Annotated in this window: 16 protein-coding genes; all 16 read right to left on the reverse strand. The window is 38.0% G+C overall.

Going from position 1 to position 24,122, the window contains the following annotated elements:
* Positions 1-23 precede the first annotated feature (23 nt).
* A complete protein-coding gene (locus tag DWW43_RS09365; RefSeq protein WP_119963400.1) occupies positions 24-5,771 on the reverse strand; it encodes a leucine-rich repeat protein in 5,748 nt (1,915 codons plus the stop codon).
* A gap of 68 nt (positions 5,772-5,839) precedes the next feature.
* Positions 5,840-7,342, reverse strand: coding sequence for a helix-turn-helix transcriptional regulator (locus tag DWW43_RS09370; RefSeq protein WP_165853056.1), 1,503 nt, complete (start codon positions 7,340-7,342; stop codon positions 5,840-5,842).
* A 253-nt stretch (positions 7,343-7,595) separates the two neighbouring features.
* Complete coding sequence (locus tag DWW43_RS09375; RefSeq protein WP_008402452.1) at positions 7,596-8,720, reverse strand: SDR family NAD(P)-dependent oxidoreductase; 1,125 nt, start codon at positions 8,718-8,720, stop codon at positions 7,596-7,598.
* Between the two features lie 16 nt (positions 8,721-8,736).
* Positions 8,737-9,771 (reverse strand): acyltransferase, encoded by a 1,035-nt coding sequence (locus tag DWW43_RS09380; RefSeq protein ID WP_008402451.1) that lies wholly within the window; start codon positions 9,769-9,771, stop codon positions 8,737-8,739.
* 15 nt (positions 9,772-9,786) lie between these two features.
* Positions 9,787-11,727 (reverse strand): rhamnan synthesis F family protein, encoded by a 1,941-nt coding sequence (locus tag DWW43_RS09385; RefSeq protein ID WP_119963402.1) that lies wholly within the window; start codon positions 11,725-11,727, stop codon positions 9,787-9,789.
* The gene (locus DWW43_RS09390) at positions 11,727-14,078 is read right to left on the reverse strand and encodes a rhamnan synthesis F family protein (RefSeq protein ID WP_119963403.1); all 2,352 of its coding nucleotides are present in this window, start codon (positions 14,076-14,078) and stop codon (positions 11,727-11,729) included. The genes DWW43_RS09385 and DWW43_RS09390 overlap by 1 nt, the downstream gene beginning before the upstream one ends.
* A gap of 56 nt (positions 14,079-14,134) precedes the next feature.
* Entirely contained in the window at positions 14,135-15,322 is a 1,188-nt protein-coding gene (locus DWW43_RS09395; RefSeq protein WP_119963404.1) for an ABC transporter ATP-binding protein, read from the reverse strand.
* 1 nt (position 15,323) lies between these two features.
* On the reverse strand, positions 15,324-16,094 hold the full coding sequence (locus DWW43_RS09400; protein ID WP_119963415.1) for an ABC transporter permease: 771 nt from the start codon (positions 16,092-16,094) through the stop codon (positions 15,324-15,326).
* A gap of 1 nt (position 16,095) precedes the next feature.
* Positions 16,096-16,932 carry an NAD-dependent epimerase/dehydratase family protein gene (locus tag DWW43_RS09405; protein WP_008402445.1) on the reverse strand — a complete coding sequence of 279 codons (837 nt, stop codon included), beginning with the start codon at positions 16,930-16,932 and terminating at the stop codon, positions 16,096-16,098.
* Positions 16,933-17,061: 129 nt separating this feature from the next.
* The gene (locus tag DWW43_RS09410; protein WP_161117345.1) at positions 17,062-17,955 is read right to left on the reverse strand and encodes a glycosyltransferase; all 894 of its coding nucleotides are present in this window, start codon (positions 17,953-17,955) and stop codon (positions 17,062-17,064) included.
* 17 nt (positions 17,956-17,972) lie between these two features.
* The gene (locus DWW43_RS09415; protein ID WP_044945968.1) at positions 17,973-18,905 is read right to left on the reverse strand and encodes a glycosyltransferase family 2 protein; all 933 of its coding nucleotides are present in this window, start codon (positions 18,903-18,905) and stop codon (positions 17,973-17,975) included.
* A complete protein-coding gene (locus DWW43_RS09420) occupies positions 18,862-19,230 on the reverse strand; it encodes a DUF2304 domain-containing protein (RefSeq protein WP_008402442.1) in 369 nt (122 codons plus the stop codon). The genes DWW43_RS09415 and DWW43_RS09420 overlap by 44 nt, the downstream gene beginning before the upstream one ends.
* Before the next feature lie 15 nt (positions 19,231-19,245).
* A complete protein-coding gene (locus DWW43_RS09425; protein ID WP_119963405.1) occupies positions 19,246-19,962 on the reverse strand; it encodes a glycosyltransferase family 2 protein in 717 nt (238 codons plus the stop codon).
* A 38-nt stretch (positions 19,963-20,000) separates the two neighbouring features.
* Positions 20,001-20,828, reverse strand: coding sequence for a glycosyltransferase family 2 protein (locus tag DWW43_RS09430; protein ID WP_119963406.1), 828 nt, complete (start codon positions 20,826-20,828; stop codon positions 20,001-20,003).
* 51 nt (positions 20,829-20,879) lie between these two features.
* Positions 20,880-22,907, reverse strand: coding sequence for a DUF2142 domain-containing protein (locus DWW43_RS09435; protein ID WP_119963407.1), 2,028 nt, complete (start codon positions 22,905-22,907; stop codon positions 20,880-20,882).
* Positions 22,908-22,926: 19 nt separating this feature from the next.
* Positions 22,927-24,081, reverse strand: coding sequence for an enoyl-ACP reductase FabV (gene fabV / locus DWW43_RS09440; protein WP_119963408.1), 1,155 nt, complete (start codon positions 24,079-24,081; stop codon positions 22,927-22,929).
* Positions 24,082-24,122: the final 41 nt, after the last annotated feature.

Consider the following 24,122-nt stretch of genomic DNA (forward strand, 5'->3'; position numbering starts at 1 on the left):
CCATTGCTTTTACTGTTATTTTGTTATTTTGTTACCTTAACCTTGGAAGATAAGCCTTTACTCTTAAACAACTTCTGATAAGAAGAAACCTTCTTCTTCGGTACTTTAATTGTAGTAACCTTCGTGATGCCCTTAAATGCATTCTTGGAAAGCTTCTTGGATGTGATCTTTGAAGATTTGATCGTAATTGTCTTCAGCTTCTTGCATCCGCTAAATGCCTGATCACCAATCTTCGTTGTCTTCGCCGGAAGCGTAATACCGGTAAGAACTTTACAGCCCTTAAATGCATATGCTCCGACCTCCGTTACGTTCTGTCCCATAGTAACGGTTTTAAGTTTTACCGCTCCGCTGAAAGCATTCTTGGAAATCTTACTAACATTGCTTCCGATTGTAACCTTTGTTACCTTCTTATTATTCTTGAAAGCACCCTCTGCAATCTGTGTTACTTTGTATTTCTTACCTCTGATCTTCACGGTTGCCGGAATGCTGACAGTCTTAGCCTTTTTATTTACAGGTGCTTTATATGCAACTGTTTTCTTGGATGTGCTTATAACCTGAACCTTTGCAGCTTTACTGTCATCAGAAACCACATCCCCCTTCTTGATCGGTTTTACTGTCGGTTTTTCCGGTGCCGTTGGGGTCACCGGTGTTGGATTCGCCGGTGCCGGCTCCTCAAGTTTTGCAATTGACTCTGTCTTTGTCTTTTTACAGACGCTGCAGGTATATGTCTTTACACCCTCTGTCTTTGTAGTCGGCTGTGTTGTAACCTGTCCTTCATCCCATCTATGTCCAGTTGCTTTCAGTTCTTCTGTATCCACAATCTCATTACACTCGGTACATCTATATGTGATAGAACCATTTTTCTCACAGGTTGGCTCAACTCGTGTTCCATTATCTTTGATATGTTGCGTATGTGGTGCCTTAACCTTGATTATTACTACATATTCGTCAGATGTATATGCTCTTTCTTCTGTATAGGATGTTACTGTAATTGTAGTCTCACCGCATCCCGTTATAGTAACTTTACCGGTCTCATCTACAGCAGCAACCTCCGGATCAGCCGAAACATACCGTAATGCAGAGAGCTTGGATTCAAGCGCTGTATCCTTTAAATCCACATCCAGTGTAAATGCGCTATCGCCAAATACCTTCTCATAAGTCTCCGTACCGGTTAATTCAAGTCTGGTAGTTGGAAGAACCGTTACCGCAATCCTCTTTGTTGTAGCACCCTTACCTGTACTTGCAGTGATAATGGTCGATCCCTTGCCTAACGCAGAAATGGTAATTCCATCACAAGCAGCTATCTCTTCGCCGCCTTCTGCGACCTTATAGTCAATAACATCTGTTGATCCATCGTTAAGTTTGGCATCGATCCAGATCTTTTCGCCCTTATAAAGCGTCACCTTATATTCACCGGCTGATGCATCCCACGCAAAATCATCAGAATCGGAAGTGATCGTAATATTGGTTCCCTTTACATACTTTGTTAATGTAACATTTATGGAATGTGATAATTCAGAATCTGCATAGTAGTTTACTGCACTATCCTTAATTGTTACATTAACAGCGATTTCTGCTGTTCCTGCCTTTGAATAGGATGTATCATAAGCAGTCGTGATAACTCCGTTTGATACATTTGCCACGATATTTGACTGATCGGATATCTTCTTATAAGATACAGTATATTCATCTGCTGCAAGGCCTTCGATCTCGCCAAATTCTATCTGAAGCTCATGCTTCACATCATTCTGAACTGTAAATTCATTTGATCTTACAAGTGCATCTATATTCTTAAGCTTCGCTTTTGCAATTGTAAATGTTTCTTCCTTACTGTTTGTAGTATGAATACCATCACCCTTGATAATAAGTCTACCGGTACCGGCATTCACATTCTCACCATACTCTACCGTATACTGATCGTCCGGAACAACTGCGCCATCGATTGTAACTTCGATATTTTCCTTATCCGGTGTCTGCTGTGTTCCATCATAGGTATATTCGCCATTTACTGCTACTGCTGCCTCTGCAAGATCATAGTATAAGGTTGGCTGTGTGATCACTATTGTATACTGGATCACTACTGTTTTCGCTTTATCTACATATATATCTGCTACATATGTTGCCTCAACCGCATTCTGTCCGACTACTTCACTTGATACAAAATCAATCTGACCAACTGAATTGGTAAATCCCTGTACCTGAAGACGGATCTTATCCTTCAGTGCTGAGATATCACCGACATTCTTATCTAATGCAAACTTAACAACATGCTCCGCATTATCTACATCTGTAGCAACAAATGATTCGCCGCCCGCAGTAAGTGTGGTCTTTCCCTTATTTAAGCCTGCAAAATCAAATACAGTTATTTCATAAGATGCTGTAATATCATCACTGTATCTGTCATCTGCAATATACTGAAGTGTTACCGTCTGTGCAGAAACGCTGTTCATATCATAACCTGTAACCTTCAGCTCTTTATCAATATCAACCGGTGCAGTCTTCTTATTCTTATATGTCTTTACTACCTTCAGACCATTCAGATCAAACTCTGCCCCTTTGGCAAATGCTGTCTTATTTGGGAAACGTTCGATGCTGATCGATTCTACGGTTGATTTTGCTTTTACTGCAAATTTTATCGTCTCACCACGATATTCAGATACCGATAATACTACATTGTACTCTCCTGTTTCCTGATTCTTTGTAACATAACTGCTGTCATTTATAATGGACTTGCCATCCAACAGGATATCTGTGATCTGGAAACCGTCATGCGCAACAATGTTATTAATTGCATATGTACCGGTAGTAGTATCCTCCAGGCTGGACTCATCGATGATCAACTGGTTCTCTGCAAGATTTCCCTTTGCATTGTAGGTTACACCATCATCAATATCCAGTTCAAGGTATACTGCAATCTCCCCTTCCTCCGGAGTCTGATTCTTTCCCTTTGTGATAACACCATTTCCGGTATATTTACCATTCATAAAGAACTTACCATAAATATTAGCATTTTCTTCCAGATTAAGAGAACCGTTCAATACAATGATACCATATTCGGAATCCATCGCCATTGTTCCCTTAACTGTTAAAGTACCATTGATGATCAACTGTGCATCACTGTCAGCTGCCCAGACAAGCGCACCCGGAAGTACATCATCATGCTGTGGATCAACTACAAGTTCAACGTCCTTAGGAATGATCAGCTTGGATGATGACGGTAATTCTAATGTTGTTCCTGCTTTAATATGTGTACTCTTGCGAATGGTTGCTGTTCCATAAACCTCATATGTCTTTCCTACGAACAGAACAGAGTTAGAAACAGTTCCCAGAACAGGAACATCCTCTGCCTTTGCTCCACAGATATTATCACCGATAATTGTAATATCAGAAGCAGATGAGCCATTCAGTGCTCCTACTGCAATACCATTTTCAGCACTGAGGTTGACTGTTGCATCTGTTAAGACATTTACGTTCTTAACATCTCCTGCATAAGCACCGATTGCCGGACCATTTGCAGCAATAACTATAAGCTTTCCTTTTGTCTCAACGACCTCGCCGATAATATTAATATCCCTTGTCTCTGAATTCAGACCGGCTCCGATACCGGCTCCATTTCCTCTTGCTCTGATACTAATAAAACCTGTATTTGAAATATTAATATTTGTTGCCTCTGATACAGTATCTGTTGCTCCGGAACCAATACCGGCTCCGTTTTCTGTACCATCGACAGTCAGATTTCCTGCATACTCTAAATAAATATTGATATTATCAACGGATGCATTCTTACCGGAACCGATACCGGCTCCGTCTGTTCCTGCTGTTACCGTTACAGCTACATTTCCTGAAATGTAAATATCGGAGGCTGCACCTGCCAGACCGGAACCGATACCTGCTCCATTTGCTCCACCAACTGCTGTTACAGTTCCACCTGATATCATAATATACGATACCTTTGCATTTGCTCCCGAGCCAACACCGGCTGCATCTGTGCCGCCTGTTGCTTTTTTTACAACACCGCCTGTTACCTTAATCTCTGTTGCTTCTACATCAGATCCGGAACCGATACCGGCTCCGCCGTCTCCACCGGTCGCTATTACAGTTCCTCCTGAAATGGTAATACCGGAAGCAAGCTTTGCTTCATCATTTATGTAAGCACCGGAACCAATACCGGCTCCGCCAATATTTTTAGAACCGATCGTTCCACTTCCCGCTGTTGCATTTACGATTCCGCCTGCAATCTCGATATTGGCAGCATCAGCATTTGCACCGGAACCGATACCGGCTGCTCCGTTTGCACCAATTGCTGTTACGTCTGCATTTTCTGAGATCCGGATGCCATCAACCGGCATATTGTACTGAGAACCGATACCGGCTGCTCCATATGCTGCATAGCTTTCATTTGATGGCTGTGATCCCCTTGCTTTTATAATTACATTTCCATTTATCTCAATATTTGAAACAACCTTTAAGGTTTTGTCTGTACCACCACCGATACCGGCTGCTCCATATGTCGCATTGTTACCGGCAGTTGCATTTATAGTACCTTTTGTCGTAGAAGTCAGTACCAGCTTACCGCTTCCATTCTTCTGGATCGCTGCATAAGCTCCCGATGATGTCAGATTGTTTGTTCCGTAAGCAGTGATCGTCACGGTCTTACCCTCTGCCGGATTTACTGTGATCGCTGCCCCCTGAGTATTCCGTGTGATCGTCAGACTACGGATCGCAAGATTCACATCAATATCCCCTGCTGCCTTGATCTGACCCTTCATAACCTTACCGGATTTTGTTCCGAACAGGATCATCTCCTTATCAGATTTGATCGTAAGTCCATCTGTCTCCGAATAAGAATAGTCATCTTTTGTTGCTGTTTCCGCTGTGCTCTTTACTCCAAGCCAGAGTCCATCCTCCAGCTTCGTGTATTTGTCATAGCCATATGGATCAGCGATCGTATTTGTAAATGTACCATATGCTGTCTCCATACCGGATTTTGACACCGCATATTTTGTAGTATTACTTCCTACCTGATACATACCGGTATTATCATATGAGATCGATACGCCGGATGTCTTTGACTCTACATATCCTCTATGATATTCACCATCAAAATTAAGCCTTATATCATTTGGAATCACATAAGGTGCTCTCTTACAATAAAGATAAATATATGCACCTCCGGCATTTTTATTGAGATCTCCATCAATCTTGTTCCAGTTGCTGTCAACCTCCTGCTGATATTCACTTGTAAGACCGCTTCCTGAGTTTCCTCCGGCATACTGCAGTTTTCTATCATCGGTATTCCAGATACCAAGTGATGAGATTGGATCTCCTGCATTTCTGTCCTTTGTTGCATAGACGTAGATATAACCGGACTTTGAACCTACACCATCATTCAGGTCCCCCGTCTTTCTCTCAACGCTATATCCGTCAAGACTGCTTGATGTACCTGAATTATTCTGCCATACAGACCATATTCTTGTATATGCCTGTGCCGGATCTGTGGTCGTCTTTACCCAGATATAATCATTGGATCCTTTTCCACATCCCCTGTTTACATTTCCCGCATTTCTATCAATAGACAGTCTTGTATATCCTGCATAATTGGCACTAAATCCCCCAGATTTAATATCACAGATATACAGCGTCTGGCGTGCTGCCGCTTCCGATTTTATATTCGGAAAAAAGTCACCAATGCCTGTAACCATTGCAAACACCATAGTTGCAGCCACTACCACTGACATGAAACGCTTCACAAATTTAATTTTCTGTTTCAATCTTATTTCCTCCTTTTTATTTTTCTATATAAAAGAGCCAAATGCTCTTATATATTAAAGCGTCTGTTTTATAACAGACCAATCTCCCGACCGCGTTCGACTGCCTCCTGACGCGTCGGAACCTGCAGCTTACGAAAGATATTACAGCTATGGAACTTCACAGTTCCCGTCTTTTTGCCCAGTTGTCGTGCAATATCATCATTACTTAAGCCCTGTGCCATCAAACGAAAGACTTTTTCTTCCATCTGAGTCAGAGGTTCATAATATTCATATGGAGATTTTAAATAATCAGGGAAATAAGTACCGACCGAATATGCAAATTCCTTAATCTCACTTATGAAGGAATCTTCTTCATATTCTTTCTGATAAATTGCCAGCATTTGTACCATACAATTGCCTGTGTCCGCAAGCAGTCTGATATAACCACACCTTTTTGCAAGCGCAATGGCCTTGGAAAGCTCCTCACACATGCCTTCCATATTCTTCATCTTATAATATATGATAGCTGACAACATATAGCATTCACACAAATCCATATAACGTCTGCCCGGAATCAACAATGCAATAAGCTGGTGTGTCAATACATAGGCAGCCATATATTTGCCTGTCTGTATATAACATCGCACCTTAACCATCCATGCATACATATCCATCATGAAGATGCCCTTATTCTCATCCGGTGCTATATCATCTAACCAACGCTCTACATCCTGTAGTCGCCCATCATAACAGGCACCAAGACATTCGATCGCATTCAGACTTGAAGTTAATTCATCCCATCCCGTAATCTGTATCCGTTTCCGAATCTTTTCCACCAAAGGACGTGCAGCTTTTGTCTGTCCATTTACCAAAAGGATCTTCATCTGAAGTGCAAGTGCCACAAACAGACAACGCATATCCTTCTCCTGCTCGATCAACGGAATCGTTCCGGTCACAAGAATCAGTGCCTCAAAACAATTATTGTTCTGATAATACCACTCTGCCAGCATGATCTCATACACTTTCTGTCCAACACTTCCACCATATAATCGGCATGCGGCTTCTGTTATCCCGTCCTTACTTTTTTTCAGATATTTGCCATATCTTGTAAAGTCGCGAAAACCATTCAGTATACTTGGTCTGCATGCTGAAAGTGTAAGACCCATCACGGGCACCAGTTCTTCTTCAATTAGAAAACTTACGATCCGAAAAAACATTGCATCACTTATATATGGCATGACAAGTTCTGTTTTGATACGACAAATGTCCATCATATCATATGTATCCATTTTCACCAGCCGCGGTGTCTTCCCCATAAACTGTACATATGCTTTTGCCTGACTCAAGTCCCCATCCATAGCAGATAGCAATGCAAGATGAGTAAACAGAACCGGATGTGCTGACAGCTCTTCTTTTTTCAGCCCGTAGAAATATGCCCGGCACCCCCAAAGTACCGGCATGGAAAATGGTTTCTTCACAAACTCATCAAAAATAATCTCTAGCAGATGGCCTTCTTTTTTTGCTGTCGCTAAAATCAGCAACACTTCTTCTTCCGATCGTGGATAAATTATCTCGTTATTCATTTGTTTCATACATACCCCCATAACCCTGACGCTTATAGATTATATTATTTATTCCTGTTTTTGTATAGCAAACCTTTCAGACACAAAAACCAAACTTTTACCCAAACCCATGTGGTTTTGATGCCCGGTAATATAAATATTTACATATCTTTATTATACAATAAACGGATCCATCTTATGATGAATCCGCTTATGTATTGTTACACTCTTCAGTTCCCAATTAATAAGGTTTAAGAAGTTTAAAAACTTATAAATTTGAAAACTATTTTAGTAATCCTCTTTCCTTTAATTCATTAAGAGACCGCTCATATCCATCCAGATTCATATCCTGTCCGCATACCCAATCAGCAAATTTCTCAATTCCTTCAGAAAAATCAACTTTAGTTCTAAACCCTAAAAGTTTTTCTGTTTTTGTCATATCTGCATAATTATTACGGATATCGCCAACACGAAACATGCCTGATATATGTACCGGAACGGTCTTTTTATAACACCGCATTAATTCATTTACAACCGTTTCAACTGTTACCATCTTGCCTGTTCCTACATTGAAACTTTCGTGCATATAGCGATCCGATTCAATTCCCGCGATAAGGGCTGCAACTATATCATCAATATAGACAAAATCCCGTGATTCCTGACCATCTTCAAAAATATTGATATCCTTTCCCTGTCGAATTCTTGTTGAAAAGATAGATAAAATACCCGTATATGGATTTGATAAAGATTGTCCCGGACCATATACATTCTGAAAACGATATGCCAATGCCGGTATACCCAGATTTTTACACAATGTAAGAACCAATTCTTCCTGAACCTGCTTTGTAATACCATATACACTTACAGGATGTAAAAGAGCATCTTCTTTTGTGGCCACAACAGAAACGCTTTCTCCACATATCGGACACTTCATTCCAAAATCTTTTGCTTCCAGATCTTCCTCTGTTCTAAATTCCGGATATACAATTCCATGTTTTAGGCAATTATAAGCTCCCTCTCCATAAATGGCTCTGGAAGATGCAACCAACACTTTTTTAATTGAATGCTTTTCATTTGTTAATATATCAATTAACTTGGCAGTTCCACCTATATTCGTATCAGTATAATGATATACTTCATACATAGACTGCCCAGTACCCGTTTCAGCTGCCAGATGAACAACAACATCCATTCCTGATAATGCTTTTCTCCAATCCTCTGTATTTCTTACATCCCCAAGGATGAATTCAACTCTTTCATCTAATTCAGCTGGTATCTTCGCATTTTTTCCATGTACCTGTTCTGATAAGTTATCAAGAACTCTGACTGTATATCCTCTCTTTATCAACTCATTTGCAAGGTGTGAGCCAATAAATCCCGCACCACCTGTTATCAATATCTTTTTCATTTTTATTTTCCTTCTACTATTGTTTTTGTTTTCTGCTAATTAACTTACCAACGCCTTTATTGATGTAATGATCTACATCAAACAGTATCTTGGATAAAATTGCAATTACGACACAGAATCCAAGGAAAATCAAATAACTTTCAACATGTGTAATTGCATATAAATTAAATGTCATCATAACATAATAAATTACAATATGATGTACTAAGAAAATCGCATATGAATATTTGCTAACCCACTGACATATCTCCTGTATTCTCTGGCTTCTTACCCATTGTGAAATATACACTAATACAAGAAATGCAGCGATTCCTACATATGTAGTCTGCAAATCAGTTGGCAGATCCGGTTTAAAAAACTGATTAAATAATAATACTCCTAAGCCGACAATTGCCACAGGCAATTTTACTTTCTTTATATATTTTATAAAATACATCCCAAATAATAACTCCGGTAATCGCACAAGCAGGTTTTTAGAAGATGCAAATTGAATCGGATACCATTTTAGTAATATAACATATACTGCTAACGAAATTACGGCCAAAACCACCGGACATTTATTGATCATCCACCTGAGTAATGGGAAAACAAAATAAAATATGACTATAAATCCCAAAAACCATTCTCCAACCAGATAAAATGTTGGCATAACATCTGCAAGATAACCATCCATTCCGATTACAGAAAGAAGTAATTTTCCCTTTGGAATAGTTGTATATTTCCATGCCCCTTTCCATACATATATAACAAGGAATGCAATAATATATGCAATCCAAAACATTGGGTACAATGTTTTAAATCGTTTCAAATAAAATTTTTTCAGATTACATGCCTGACCATAAACATACATTAATGCTGCACCTGAAATAATTAAAAACAACGATACTCCAAATCCACCAATATATATATTAAAAATAAACGCATGTATCACATAACAATTATTTATCTGCGGATTGGCATATAAAAATATAGCATTATAATGTGTAATTACAATTGAGATAGCTGCCAGAGCCCTCACAAAATCCAAATAAAATAATCTCTCTTTTCCCATTTCCGTATTACTCCCTTAATCCGGATCCTTTAATCCGTGAGGTCCAAAAATTGCTCGTTTTATCTTAATTAAAAATTTATATAACCATTTTGGTAATATCTTTCGCATTTTCGAATCAAATTTCATGCAACTTGGTCCATCCAATGCAATAACCTGTTTTGCTCCCTGCTTCAAACGCTGAAGAACCATGTTAAACAATCCGTATTCCATATATCCCTTGTCAATCATAACACGATTTAATTCCCGGACATAATATCTCAGGTTTGTTACCTCTATGGCTGCATACTGATCAGACATTAACAATCCAGGATAATATCCTGCCTGTTGAACACAGATTGGATATAGCCGTTCAATCGCATGTAATATGGTTCCATCAAAATTATTAGGTTCCTCCGGAAACTCTTCATACTGCCAGTCATGATCAAATAAAACCTTTAATGCCGTTGGTCTGAACCAGAAAAAAGTACCATAAGGTGCAAGTGCTTCCTTATCCTCTGACATTGGGATTGTAATGCCAAGCTTATCAGCTACTTCTCTTGACTTTTCAAAATTGCATCCCCATTCATTTCCTAATGTCTGATAAAACGGACCATGATTTGGTTCTGGTGGAGATAAAATTCCCAAACGCTCATTATCCTCAAAAGTCTGCAATACATTGCATACAAACTCTTTATTATATAATGTATTATTCCAACATTTGTAGCCAAAAGAATCACCTACAGAGCCTGGTTTCGCCTGAGCAGTCTTCTTATCATGTACAAAACACGCATAATCATAATTCTGAATAACGTCTTTCACGCCGACCAATATACTACTGACATCTCTTCCTCTGTTTACAATTACACGGACCTCCAAATGATTACATGGAAGATTTTTAAATACTTTCAGTATTGCTTCTTTCTTTTCCACCGTGTCCGTTGTAATATATACATCTGTTTCCTTTGGAACATTGGACGCCCACTGGAAAGAGTCTTCCACAAGGTCCGGGAAATATAAGTGCATGACTAATGCAAGCTTTCTCTTCTTTAAAATCTCATCCATTTTATTCTGATCATAAGAAGATGAAGAAAGAATATAGTTTAAATGAAGATTTTTTACAAAATCTGCCTGATGACAGGTTCTTAAAATATTATCCCATATCAGATTTACATCATATAAACCTGTTGATTTCAAATAATCATATAATTCTTTTCCGGGTTGTCCCAGAGTGTTGAAAATTTCGTACTCATATGGCTGAAAAAACATTCTCCGTTTAAAAATAGGACATCTTTTATCACGAATTAATTCCTTCGCATAATTCATTAATGGATAATCTGTTTTATTTGAAATGTCATCTGTTTTAACATAAACATCCCATTTATAACCAAGATCTGCAAAATGCTTTGTGAAAATGGATTCGAAATTACCAATTGAATCCTCGTATCCTTTAATCATTGGCATTTCATCCCAGAAGCTCTGAAAATCTTCAGATTTTACAAGAGACTGTCTGAATACCATAAAATGAGACTGGATATGCTCCGGTAAATATCCATATCGATTATTATGAAATGGATCATATTCATTCTTATAATGTTTGGTCATTCCCCAGAAATCCAAATTCTCTTTTGACATAGCTTCAAAAGTCTCTTTCAATGTATAAACCGGACCCATGATCGTACAATTGACAAAACAGATCTCATCATACTGAACTAATTTTTCCCATCCTAACGATTCCATCGCTGTCTTATATGCCCAAACATCCAGGCCCTTATTCTCACGGACAATAACAGATTTCGTATACTGTTCAAAAAACTTATGCCCTTCTTCATTGAGCTGTCCATTACAGACAACGACCATATCTGTGACCTGTTTCACATAGTCCTTAAAAAAATATTTTACATAAGAATCTACTATTCCTTCTTTTTCATAGAAAAAATATATTCCTAATCTTTTTACCTGCTCATTGTTTATCTTCATTATTTTCCTCTCACTTTATCAATTTTCTGAAGCATTCTTCTTGTTTTAGAGTTCTCGATATCATTACGATATTCTACTAATGCATTTCTTTCATTTGTTAAATAGCCATTTATTTCATATAATTGTTTCTGTTCTTCCTTTAGCTTTTTATTTTCTTCTCTGACCTCTTTAAGACGCTGCTCCTGAAGTGCAATAACAGCTTTTTTATTTATAAGATCATTCTGGTAATCCTGCAACGATAATCGCATATCTGCAAGCTGTCTCTCTTTATACTGAATATTACCAATAATAGAATCCATACCATGTCCCAAATAACCATAGGATATTTCATCAAAACATATTTTTATTGAAGCTACCTCATTCAATGTTCCGTTCAAGTATATTGCTGAATCCGAACCATGTAATATTGAATATTTATCATCCTTATACATAAAATTATCTATAATACTTATACCATCAATTTCACATCTTAATCCATCGAATATTACATACATATCTTCATTAAAAATAAGCTTGATATTCTTTACTTTTCGAGGTACCGGTATGCATATTTGCCCTTTTCCATTATCCAAATACTCTACTGCTACTTTCTTCTGATAAACTGAAGCAAATCCCTGACCATAATCATATGCTGCAATACAAGTAAGTTCGTTCTGTAAGCACTCCAGTTTCTTACACATCTGAGGGAAACTCATAGAAGTATTCTGTACAGCCGCATTAATTTCATCATTCATCACATCATTACTATCAATCTGTATACCCGCCAACTGTTTATTATACGATCTTGCTGTATAGTATCCCATTGACTGTGCACACAGGCTCAGAACAGAAGTAAAAACAAAACATGGATCTGTCTGTGCCAATAACCACTTTCTGACATCGACATTCTCTGTCAGATTTTGCAGAACCTGACTTCTACACCAGAAACATCCTGTATATTGTCCTATACTTCCCCTGACTTTTGCTATATTCAAATGTATATCACTGTCCTCTAATATCTGTTGGATCTCGCAGGAAATTAATTCACGTTCTTTATACTGTCTTGAATAATATAAACTTTGACTTGAATTCGGAGGATAAACCAAACCAATTCCTGAATTATCATTTAAACAAGACACTATATTCCCTAACGATACGCCTTTGCCTAAAATACTGTTTTCAATGATCCAGCCTGTATGTCCATTGTCCAGATTTTCAGCAATATAACTTCGATCTTCATTTACCAGAAAACAGATATATTCATACTCCTTAGCAAATGCTCCAACAGCATAATATACTTCTGCAAAATTACCTGTCGTACATTCAAGAAGATGCATTTCCTCCCAATTTTTTTTCTGATGAAAGCTTTCCTCACTTCCCCAATAATATAGATCTGCATGTGTTTCTAAATCATCTATATCCGGTTGATGCTGCAGGTAAAAATCTTCATCAATAACAACAGCTATCTTTTCTGCGATTCTTTCACATTCTGAATCAGGAATTACATTTAATCCTAATCCGTCAACAATATCCTGCATTGGAGCAGTACGGATAAGGTTCTTTAAAATCAATGTTTCATCATATGGTGTTTCCTGCTTAATAAATTGATAAAATACTCGGGAAATATAACTACTGGAATCTACTATTTTTTCTTTCATTGGATAAAAGAATAATTTTCTTTTGAAAAATGGGCAATGATAATCCATCACCATCTGAATCGGTGCCATAAAAAGAGGATACGGATTAGCTATCACATTTTCCTCAGGGTTACAATATGCTTTCCACTTAAATCCGCAATTTGAAAAATGTTGTGTAAATATTGCCTCATGAAAAGCTACTGCCTCTTCATAACAGGTTATCATAGGTCTGGTCTTCCAATATGTTTCAAATTCTACACTTGCAAGCATATGTTTACGAACCGCAATAAAATGCGACTGTAAATGATCAGGGAGCTTATGATCAGGAAGTATCCCCCATGGATCAAATGGAACACCATGATATAAAGTAAGGCCCCAAAAATCTACATTCTTCGCATCCATAGTTTTAAACATTCTGTCCAGATCCTGTTCATACACCGGCCCCATCAATGTATAATTAAACATGATCAATTCATCAATATCTTTTATCTCTTCCCATCCGATGTGTTCCATGGCTTCCTTATATGCCCAAACATCAAATCCTTTATTTTCGCGGACAAACACCCGGATCCTGTCAATGGATTCTAATTTTTTCCGTCCTTCTGATGAAAGTATCCCATTGCAGACCACTGTAATCTTATCAAAATACTGGTTCATACTCTGCAGCATATAAACTATATATTCATCTACACATCCCTGTTCATCATATAATAAAAAAATACCCTGTCTCTTCATATAAATAATCCTATCTGTCCCTTATTTTTATTGTCTGATCTGTAATGATCATCCGGCTAAAACTTCCACTGGTGTTCCATCCGGAACATTCCCCGTTCTTCTACATCAGCATATACGTCAAACTGACAAATACGTTCAAATGAATTAATAAGATGTCCCTCTTCCGTATAGAATGAAAAATCAATCATATAATGTCCTAATAAAAGCTGTACTTTTCTTAACTTTAACTGTATTTTCCCTTCTCCTTCAAGAAGTACTGTTCCCTTTTCAGCATCTGTTCTTCTCTCATAACACATCATATAATCTGATCTGAAAACAGTAAATTGAATAGCCACCTTCCGTGGGGATTTTATTTTATAATATAATGTTATATTTATATCATCATCAATACTAAATGCAACTCTCGACTCCCCGGCATTATTCTTACATTCCACCTTTGTTATCGATAAATCCAGATTTTTAGCTTCTTCCATCAACTGGCGTTCTTTTTCAGATCGTTCTGCTCTGGCCTGCCCCATAAATTCCATATATAATTTATGAACATACTGTGGGGTTCCATCTGAAACAATCTTTCCTTTATCCAGCCATATACATCTGTCACATAATTCCTCAATCTGTCCCATGGAATGCGAAACAATTACTATCGTAATCCCTTCTTTTTTCAGTTCCTGCATTTTATTCGCACATTTCAACTGAAAATTAGAATCTCCAACCGCAAGTATTTCATCTATTAACAAAATATCTGCATTTACATTAATTGCAACCGAAAATGCAAGCCGCATATACATTCCGGAAGAATATGTCCGGACAGGATTATCAATAAATTCTTCCAATTCTGAAAACTCTATGATCTCATCTAATCGTTCATCAATCTCTTTTTTTGTTAATCCAAAAATAGAAGCATTTGTATATATATTTTCTCTTCCGGTCATATCCGGATGAAATCCTGCTCCCAGCTCTAATAAACTGGATACTCTTCCATCAATACTAATTTCTCCTGAATCAGGATAAATAATACGGGTCAATAATTTCAAAGTCGTGCTCTTTCCACATCCATTATGACCTATAAGACCTACTGCTTCACCCTTTTCTATTGTAAAACTCACATCATCCAATACCTGATGAATTTCATATTTATCTTTCTTTGCAAATATGATTTTATCCTTTAATGTTTTACTTTTATCATAACTAATCTTAAAAGATTTAGATATATGCTGTACTTCAATTGCAACATCCTGGTTCATACTACAGTTCCTCCGCAAAGTGCTTATTTAATTTTCTAAACACAACGAGTCCAATTATCAAAACAATTATACTTTCCAGCAATCCCAATATAATATTTGAAAATTCCGGAACCTGTTTATAATAAAAAATATCTCTGTATGCAACGATCACTCTTGTAATCGGATTTATCATATAAAATGGTCTGTATTTTTCAGGAACCAGTTCAAGCGTATATATAATTGGAGATGCATACATTAAAATCAGCGATAATGCTCCCAGTATCTGCTGCATATCTCGAAAATATACGGTGACGGCACTAAAAAACAAGGTCATTCCCAATGCAAGTATATATTCTATGATCACAACTACAGGGAATAACAATAACGCTTTTCCACAAAAACCATATCCTGACGCTCCAAGAACAACAAATACAATAATGAATGATAGCAGCATATTAATAAACTGTGCCGAAACAAATGCTATCGGCAACACTTCTCTTGGAAAATATATTTTCTTTATCATATCCTGCTGACCGGCAACACACATACATCCCCCTGTTAAACAGGATGAGATCATCAGCCAAGGTACCAATGCAACAAATAAACAAATATGGAAAAATGGAATATTTGTCGGTAAGATTATTTTAAATAAAAATGTATATACCGCCAGCTGAATCAGCGGATCGATAAACGACCATAAAAAACCAAGAACCGACCTTTTATATCTTCCGATCAGATCCCGCTTTGTCAAACTTACGATCATGGTCCGATAATCATATATCTCTTTAAACATATTATGCTCCAACATTCTCCATTATTTTGCTTATAATAGTATTATCTCCATATTCAATCTTTGAATCATATGGACGTTCAGGAAAGACTCCGTACTGCAGGGATATATCTAACCCTTTTTCCTTTATGAACTGTTCAACCCGATCTCCAAGTGATACCGGCTTTCCGGAACATACATTTATAATTCCTGTATACTTATCCTGTGTACTTGCAGCTACTATCTGTTTTGCAAGTTCATCGACCTGAATAAAATCATATTTTGCTTTTCCTGTAGTAAATGGGAATTCCTTTTTACCGGCTTCAGCAGCAGCCAGTAACTTTGCAAATATAGAATTATTCTTTTTGTCATCGCCAAGAATATAATATGCTCTAAGCCAAAATATATTTACATCTTTATCTTTTGTATAAGTAAGAAGTGCCTGTCGCAATGCGTTTTTTGCAATTCCATACTGGGACAATGGATTGCATGGAGTATTTTCATCAATTTTTCCCTCGTAAAATCCTATTTCATGCATCGTACCCATCACGCTAATATTCTTGCATCCGGCATCAACTAAATTACGAAGGAACTTATAATGGGAAGAAAGATTGTCCATATGAGCATTAGAATTGTGTACAAATCCATCCTTCCACGCCAGATGAATTACGCTGTCAGGGCAGCCCATCTTCTCATATACATCAGGCTCTCCTGAAAAAATATTCACATCACAAATCTTTGCTCTTTCATCAATTCCCTGATGTACAAAATCAATTGCAACAACCTCATGTCCCTGATCTACCAACGTTTTTACAACAAATCTACCAATATATCCTCCCGCTCCTGTTACCGCTACTTTCATAACCTTTACCACACTACTTTAATAATTAGTGCAACTCCTTTCTTCATCTACATTTATTCTTATACATTTAAGTACATTTTTCTACAATATCAGCCACATTTTATCACAATCACTTTTATAAGGCAATAATCACACCCTGCCTAACAACATCAAAAGGCGAATTGTGATCTCTGAGGATATTGCCGGTCTCCAGCGTTTAGGATAAAATGCCTTTTTTAATGACTGCCTGAGTGAATACTTTTCCTGTGTGAACATTGCCAATGTCCGTATATCTTTATCTGACATCATATTTTTAAAGCAACGTTCAAATTCACATGACCGTTTCTTTATCTCTGAAGTTTCGCATAAATTCTTTTTCAACCATTTTAATCTTGTCTTTATATTAAATGTTGTCACATTATCGCCGTGCACCCGGTGCTCTGCTTCTGTCTTAACATCAGAAAATGACTTTCCAAATGCCTGTGCAATCATTGCTGCCCACCAGTCATGATATCCGATCTGGTCACGATCACCCTGCAGCATCATTTCACGCATTTTTCGGTTAATAACCATTGAGAAACCGGAAAAATGGTTTTCAGTAATACTTCTTCGAAAATCATATCCTGCATCAGGAAAATAAAAATGCCCTACCTTTTTTCCCCTTTCTACAAGATCATATGCACTATGATACAAAAGTGGGATCGAATCATATGAATTCTGCTTTTGAAACCACTGTTCTGCTATTTCCAGTTTTGATTCTGACCAAATATCATCCTGATCTGAAAAAGCATATAGATCCGCATCATCAACAGCAGCAAGCAACTCCATAAAGCTTTTTAAAAATCCAATATTTTTCTCCTTTAATAATTTAAAATCATACTTTTTTTGAAGTCCACAAAGTAACTCTACAAATTCTTTCTCTGAGCCATCATCTCTGATATAAAGTGTAAAATCCACATTTTTCTGTTTGCAGATACTGTCAATCTGTTCTTCTATATATTCATATCCATTATATGACGATAATAAAACGGCTATTTTGTTCATCTGTTGCTCCATCATATTTATATTTTTCCAATCAACATTAAGGCTCTCAGTATAAACTCCACACTTAGACTCATATTCCACCTTTTCGGATAAAAAGTCTTTTTTACAGCGGTTTTTAAGCTATATTTTTCATTAATAAATAATGTGCATATTTCTTTTTGACCATCATCCATTTCAGACAAAAAAAGTCGATCAAATTCTCTTGCGTTTCTTGTATAAAAATTATCTCCTCGAAGCAACCGAATCCCATCGGGAATTTTTTTTAAAAAATATAATGGAGACGCATTATTTTCATGCTGCCTGTGAACAGCTTCTATTTCTTCCGAAAATACATATTTTCCAAAAGCGGATACTATGATCGCCGCAAACCAATCATGATATTTTATCTGATCAAAATCTGCACGTATAAGTCGATCATATAATTCCCGGTTAATCACCATGGCAAATCCAAAAAAAATATTAGATGTAAAAGCTTTCTGAAAATTATAATTATAGTTTTCATATTTATAGGGAACTATTTCTGACAGATCACTATTTCCAATTGCAATTTTGCTCTGATATAACAAAGGAATATCGTTTTTCTGTGTTTGCATCCATTTCACTGCATTTGACAACTTATTCGGATACCAGACATCATCCTGATCACAAAATGCCCAATACTCCCCTGAATCTGCCATCTGCATTAATAAATGAAAGCTTTTCGAAAATCCGATATTCTCTCCTGTTGCAACTGTATATTTATCACTAAGTTCATTTTCCCGAATATATCGATTCACTAATTCAACTGTATGATCCGTCGATCCATCATCACGAACGTAAACATGAACATTCGAATATGTCTGACAATCTATACTTTTTAACTGTTCCTCTATATATTTTTCTCCATTATATGTCGATACCAAGACATTAATCTGTTCCATTTTTGTCCCCAATAGTTTCTTTCTTTTCATCCGCTGCCTGCTTCTCATTAATTGCGATCTGCTGCGTCAGATCCTTGAATTTATTCTCCAGACTGGATAGTTCTATCGTCATCATAAATGTTTTGATCAATAGTATTGCTATAATAAAGAGGTACACCACATTTGCCGGCGACATCATGCCCATCTTTCCGGTGATCCAGTATACAATCTGTGGAAATACAGACATAATGATCATCAGAACTGCCATAATGATCCAAAACAATGCATATTCAATCTGCATCTTGGAATTACGGATTCTCCATATTACATAAAACGAACTGATCACCGACATTGCAATCAGTAATACTCTTAACATTATAGACATAGCTGCTTATACCCCTCTTTTCATAATGATATGCTTACTGTCTCTTTTACGAAAGCTCTGGATCAGCAGGATTGATATCAGCATACGGAACATATACATTGCTGATCTGGAAAAATTCAGATAACTTTTTCCGGCAGTTCTTTCATCCATTTCCACCTGCACCTCTGCGATGCTCGCTCCCTGCTTTAACAGATAAGAAATCGTATCCGGTTCCGGTCCATAATTCATGTTGACTGCAAATTCCTTTACCATTGCTTTATTAAACATACGCATCCCAGAGGTTGGATCTGATATCCGTTTTCCGGTGGTCAGACGAATCGCTGATGTAAGCAGTCGTGAACCAAGCATTCTCATGCTTTTTTCTTTCTTTTTCGTCACAAAACGCGAACCAATTACAATATCATATCCCTGTTCCATTTTCTCAAGCATAGCCTCGATATATTCCGGCTTATGTTGTCCGTCCGCATCAAACTGTAATACACAGTCATAGTTTTTATAATATGCATATTTCAGTCCCGTCTGGAAAGCACCGGCAAGTCCCAGATTCACCGGAAGATCTATGATCTCAAATCCATGCTTGTGGCATCTTCTGGAAGTATGATCCGTCGATCCGTCATTTACCACTATATAATCATATTCCGGATATTTCTCTTTAATTGTATTTACCACACCCACGATATTATCTTCCTCATTATACGCAGGTATAACCATCAGTAACTTCATATACAGATCTCCATTCTTCTGTGAAACAGTCTTACAGACTATATTTCATTTCCCTTCTCGCTTGTACCATAAGCCCCTGCCAGGATCCGTGCGATCCACTTCGGCCAGAACTTACAAAACACTTCAAAATCCTCCTGCCCTCTCTCATGATCCCGGATCGTTGCACTCGTTTCACTATCCTCATGAATACGATGTGCCATCAAACATTCGGGAATATATACGAATTCTCCTTCTTTCCTGCTCAGCCATTCCCAGGTCTGCCAGTCCAGATTGCTTCGGAAATGTTTCAGAAATAAATCTACTCTTTTTTCCTGTCTCAGATATTCACATATAACTGTTTTATGATATGTGACAGCCGGACAACAGATTGCATTTCCAAATCTGAGCACAGCCCGTTTCCTCCATCTGCGCCCCTGCTTCTTTTCATTTTTTAACGGACCAAGCAGAATCCTTTTTATCTTCAGATTCTTACGATCCGAATACTTTCTGTCATCTATCAGCTCTCTGTAATCAGAAAATAATAAGAGCGTTTTTCTTGCTTCTGTATCTTTCTGATCCGCTATCTTCAATATCTCCTCTGTATACGCAGCCTCATAGATATCATCCTGATGTGCGATCGTTACATATTCTGTATCTGCCACAGATAGAGCAAAATTCCAATCATCCGCGATATTAGATCTTCCATCACGGATATAATAGGCTATATCATATTTTTCACATATATTTTTTAAATAATCACTTGGCGTTGATGTTGCCAGACAAATGGCACTTGCAACCGTCTGCTTCTTCAAAGACCGGATGCACGCTTCCAGATATGGACTTTCCTTATATGCACATATAACAAATGTATGCTTCTTTTCAGCCATTTTTCTTCTCCATTTATCTCGCCATTTTTATATCCGGGCAGTTTCTCCAGCCTACATTGCTCCGACGACAATCTGCAATACGATCAATATCTCAGTCGCTATCACAGTCATCCAGACCTTCCTGCACTTCTCCTCACTTACATTAACGAGTGATGTCGTGGTTGCCAAATAAAGTAACGGAGCAATACACAGAAAATACCTTCCCTGTACGCCACTGATCTTACTTGATGATATCGATGTAAATGCAACCAGCATCGACAGCAGGATCAATACAAGCGATATCAGGAATACCGCAAACATATATATGCGTTCCTTTTTATTTCCGCAATATTTATCACCCTCAACATTTGCAAACAATACCAGACTGAATACCAACACCAACAGCAATACCCAACTGATCTTTATATCAAGCCATGATAAAAGGCCGCCAAAGAATCCACGCAACAGCGTTTCTCCTCCGTTAATCAATGTATTCCAATACAGATAAACAACATTAAGCGGATGACGGAGCAGATATCCGAGTGAATATAATGTATCCTCTGTTACAGCTGTATCCTGTCCCGCAAACAGCTGTTTTATAACCGGAAAATAATAATATAATGCCCCGCAGAAAACAATTATAATTCCGCAAATCACTGCTGTTATAAGTATTCCCTTTTTGTGCTTCGGCATTACTTTCAGAGAATGTTCCTTCCTTTTTGCATGTATCAACAAAAATACCAGCAATAATAACGGAAGATATACACCGCCTTTTACGACAGCGGTCAGGATACCACAAAGCACCAACAGGACTACCTGCCACTTCTTATATGTTTTCTCCAACGAAAGACTCATGCATAAGGCGATAAATACATATATAATTCCATTTATCATTGCGTCATAGGACGCAGATGCCCCCTGTTGAAGCGCGATCGGAAGAAAACCAAGCGCAGCAAGCATATTCTTCCCAACCGGAAGTATCCGTATGGCGAATCCTGTCAATAATACAAATACCAACAGGTTCATAAATCTTCCGATCAATAACATTAGCATGGTTGAAAGTCCAAGCAGTCGTCCGATCGTAATTCCAAATGCCATCGGTATAAAGAAAATACCCGGTACAATATTACTGGAATCTACATACGGAACTGCTATCAGCTCCTGATCATCCGGTCTTTCAAATGTATGATGTGCCAGCTGGTAATAGGAATTACTCTCTACTCCATTTGCAAGCATATCCTCCATTTTTACATCACAGGTACGCTTATATATTGTTCCCTCAATGCCCGTGTTACCTGCAAACATTATCTTATTCGAATACTTATATGCCGTATCTATATGCCATGGTTCATCCGGTACACCATGCGGCGCGATCACCACATTCATGATCATTCCAAGTAGCAGCGCCATCGGAATATAGAACTTCGATACCGGAAGCTTCTTAACAACGATAAGCATATACATGAGTTCAAAAAATATCAAAAGTGCAAGGCACAATACTGTATACATACTGCGAAGTTTCCAGCAGCTTGCATATTTCATTCCCGATATGACATTCGTCTTATTTGCCGGATCTCCTCCAAACATAGCAACAAGTCCCGGCTTTTGATCTGCATTCACATAGAATACAGTATCACCCGGATTCTGAAGCTCCATCGTAAGCACAAGCCGTTTTCCCTCAGACTCTTTAAATACCGGATCATCCCATATTCCTACGCGGATCCTTTTTTTCTTATTTTTCTTTGCAGCCCCTTTTGCCGGCCGGTCTTTCTCATAATAAATCTTTCCCGTATCTGCATCAGAGACTGTGATATGAAGCATTGCATCCGGATTTGATATCACACCAACCGTTTCAACATATAATACCTGAAGATCAGGCACTGTACATTCAAAGGCTTCTACAATAACAGGATTATTTGCGGACATTTCTACCTGTCCGTTATCTTTATGTTCTATCTTAAGTGTAGAAAATACCGGCTTTGTAAATTTATCTGCAAGCTGTGCTTTATACACCAATGCAAAAACAAAGCATAGAGCCAGTCCCAAAATAACTGCCCATAATATCTGTTTTTTATTCCATGTCTGCCCTGTCTGCTTCATAACAACCTCATATTATTTATTACATAATATCTACATCTGCGCTGTAATCAACGCCATCGATCTTAAATCCGAACATCTTATAGAATTCATCCCAATATCCATCGATATCGGCAAGTTCCTTAACGTTCTCACTGGTTACGGCATCCCAGTTCTTAGCAACTGCTTCCTGAATATCATCTGCCATTTCCCAGTCGTCCATACGGACAAATCCGTTTTCGTCTGTCTCAACTTCACCGGCCATCTTATCAAGGAAAAGTCTTGCCATCTGCTCGATACAGCCCTCATGAACACCCTTTGCTTTCATCTGCTTATAGAGCAGGGTAATATAAAGCGGAACAACAGGAATTGCTGCACTGGACTGTGTAACAAGTGCCTTGTTGATTGCTATATATGATGATACATTTACGAACTTCTCATTAATAATGTCGCTCGACTTATACAGATCCTTCTTTGCCATACCGATCGAACCCTCGGCATAGATCGGGAATGTGATCTTTGGTCCTATATATGAATATGCAACTGTTGTTACATGATCTGCCAGAACACCTGCATCTGATAATGCCTGCATCCAGTCGATCCAGTCCTCGCCGCCCATAACTTTGATAGTGTTCTCGATCTCTTCCTCTGTTGCAGCAGGAATATGTGCCATTGTAACTGTATTGTCTTTTAGAACCAGAGTCTTATTTGTATATTCTTCTCCGACTGTCTTAAGAACAGAAGTATACTTGTGTCCATCCGGTGTTACACGTCTCGGTGCTGCAAGGCTGTAAATAACCATATCAACTTTTCCCATATCCGCTTTGATTGTGTCGATCACCTGCTGTTTGATCTCCAATGAGAATGCATCTCCGTTGATGGATTTAGCATATAAGCCATCTTTCTTTGCTTCTTCTTCAAATGCTCTTGTGTTATAGAAGCCTGCGGTTGCGGTTCTTCTTCCATTTGACTCTTTCTCGAACATTACACCAAGTGTATCTGCGCCATAACCAAATGCAACCGCGATCCTGGAAGCAAGTCCATATCCGGTAGATGCTCCGATCACCAGTACCTTCTTCGGTCCGTCAACCTTTGGCTGTGCCTTTACATATTTGATCTGATTCTTAATATTCTCTGCGCATCCAACCGGGTGAGCGGTGGTACAGATATAATCTTTTACTCTTGGTTCTACTACCATTTTAATTTTCTCCTCTAATCATCCGATCTGTCCGGACTTTC

Origin of the sequence: Clostridium sp. AF15-41 (assembly GCF_003604095.1) — a bacterium.
GTDB lineage: Bacteria > Bacillota > Clostridia > Lachnospirales > Lachnospiraceae > Coprococcus.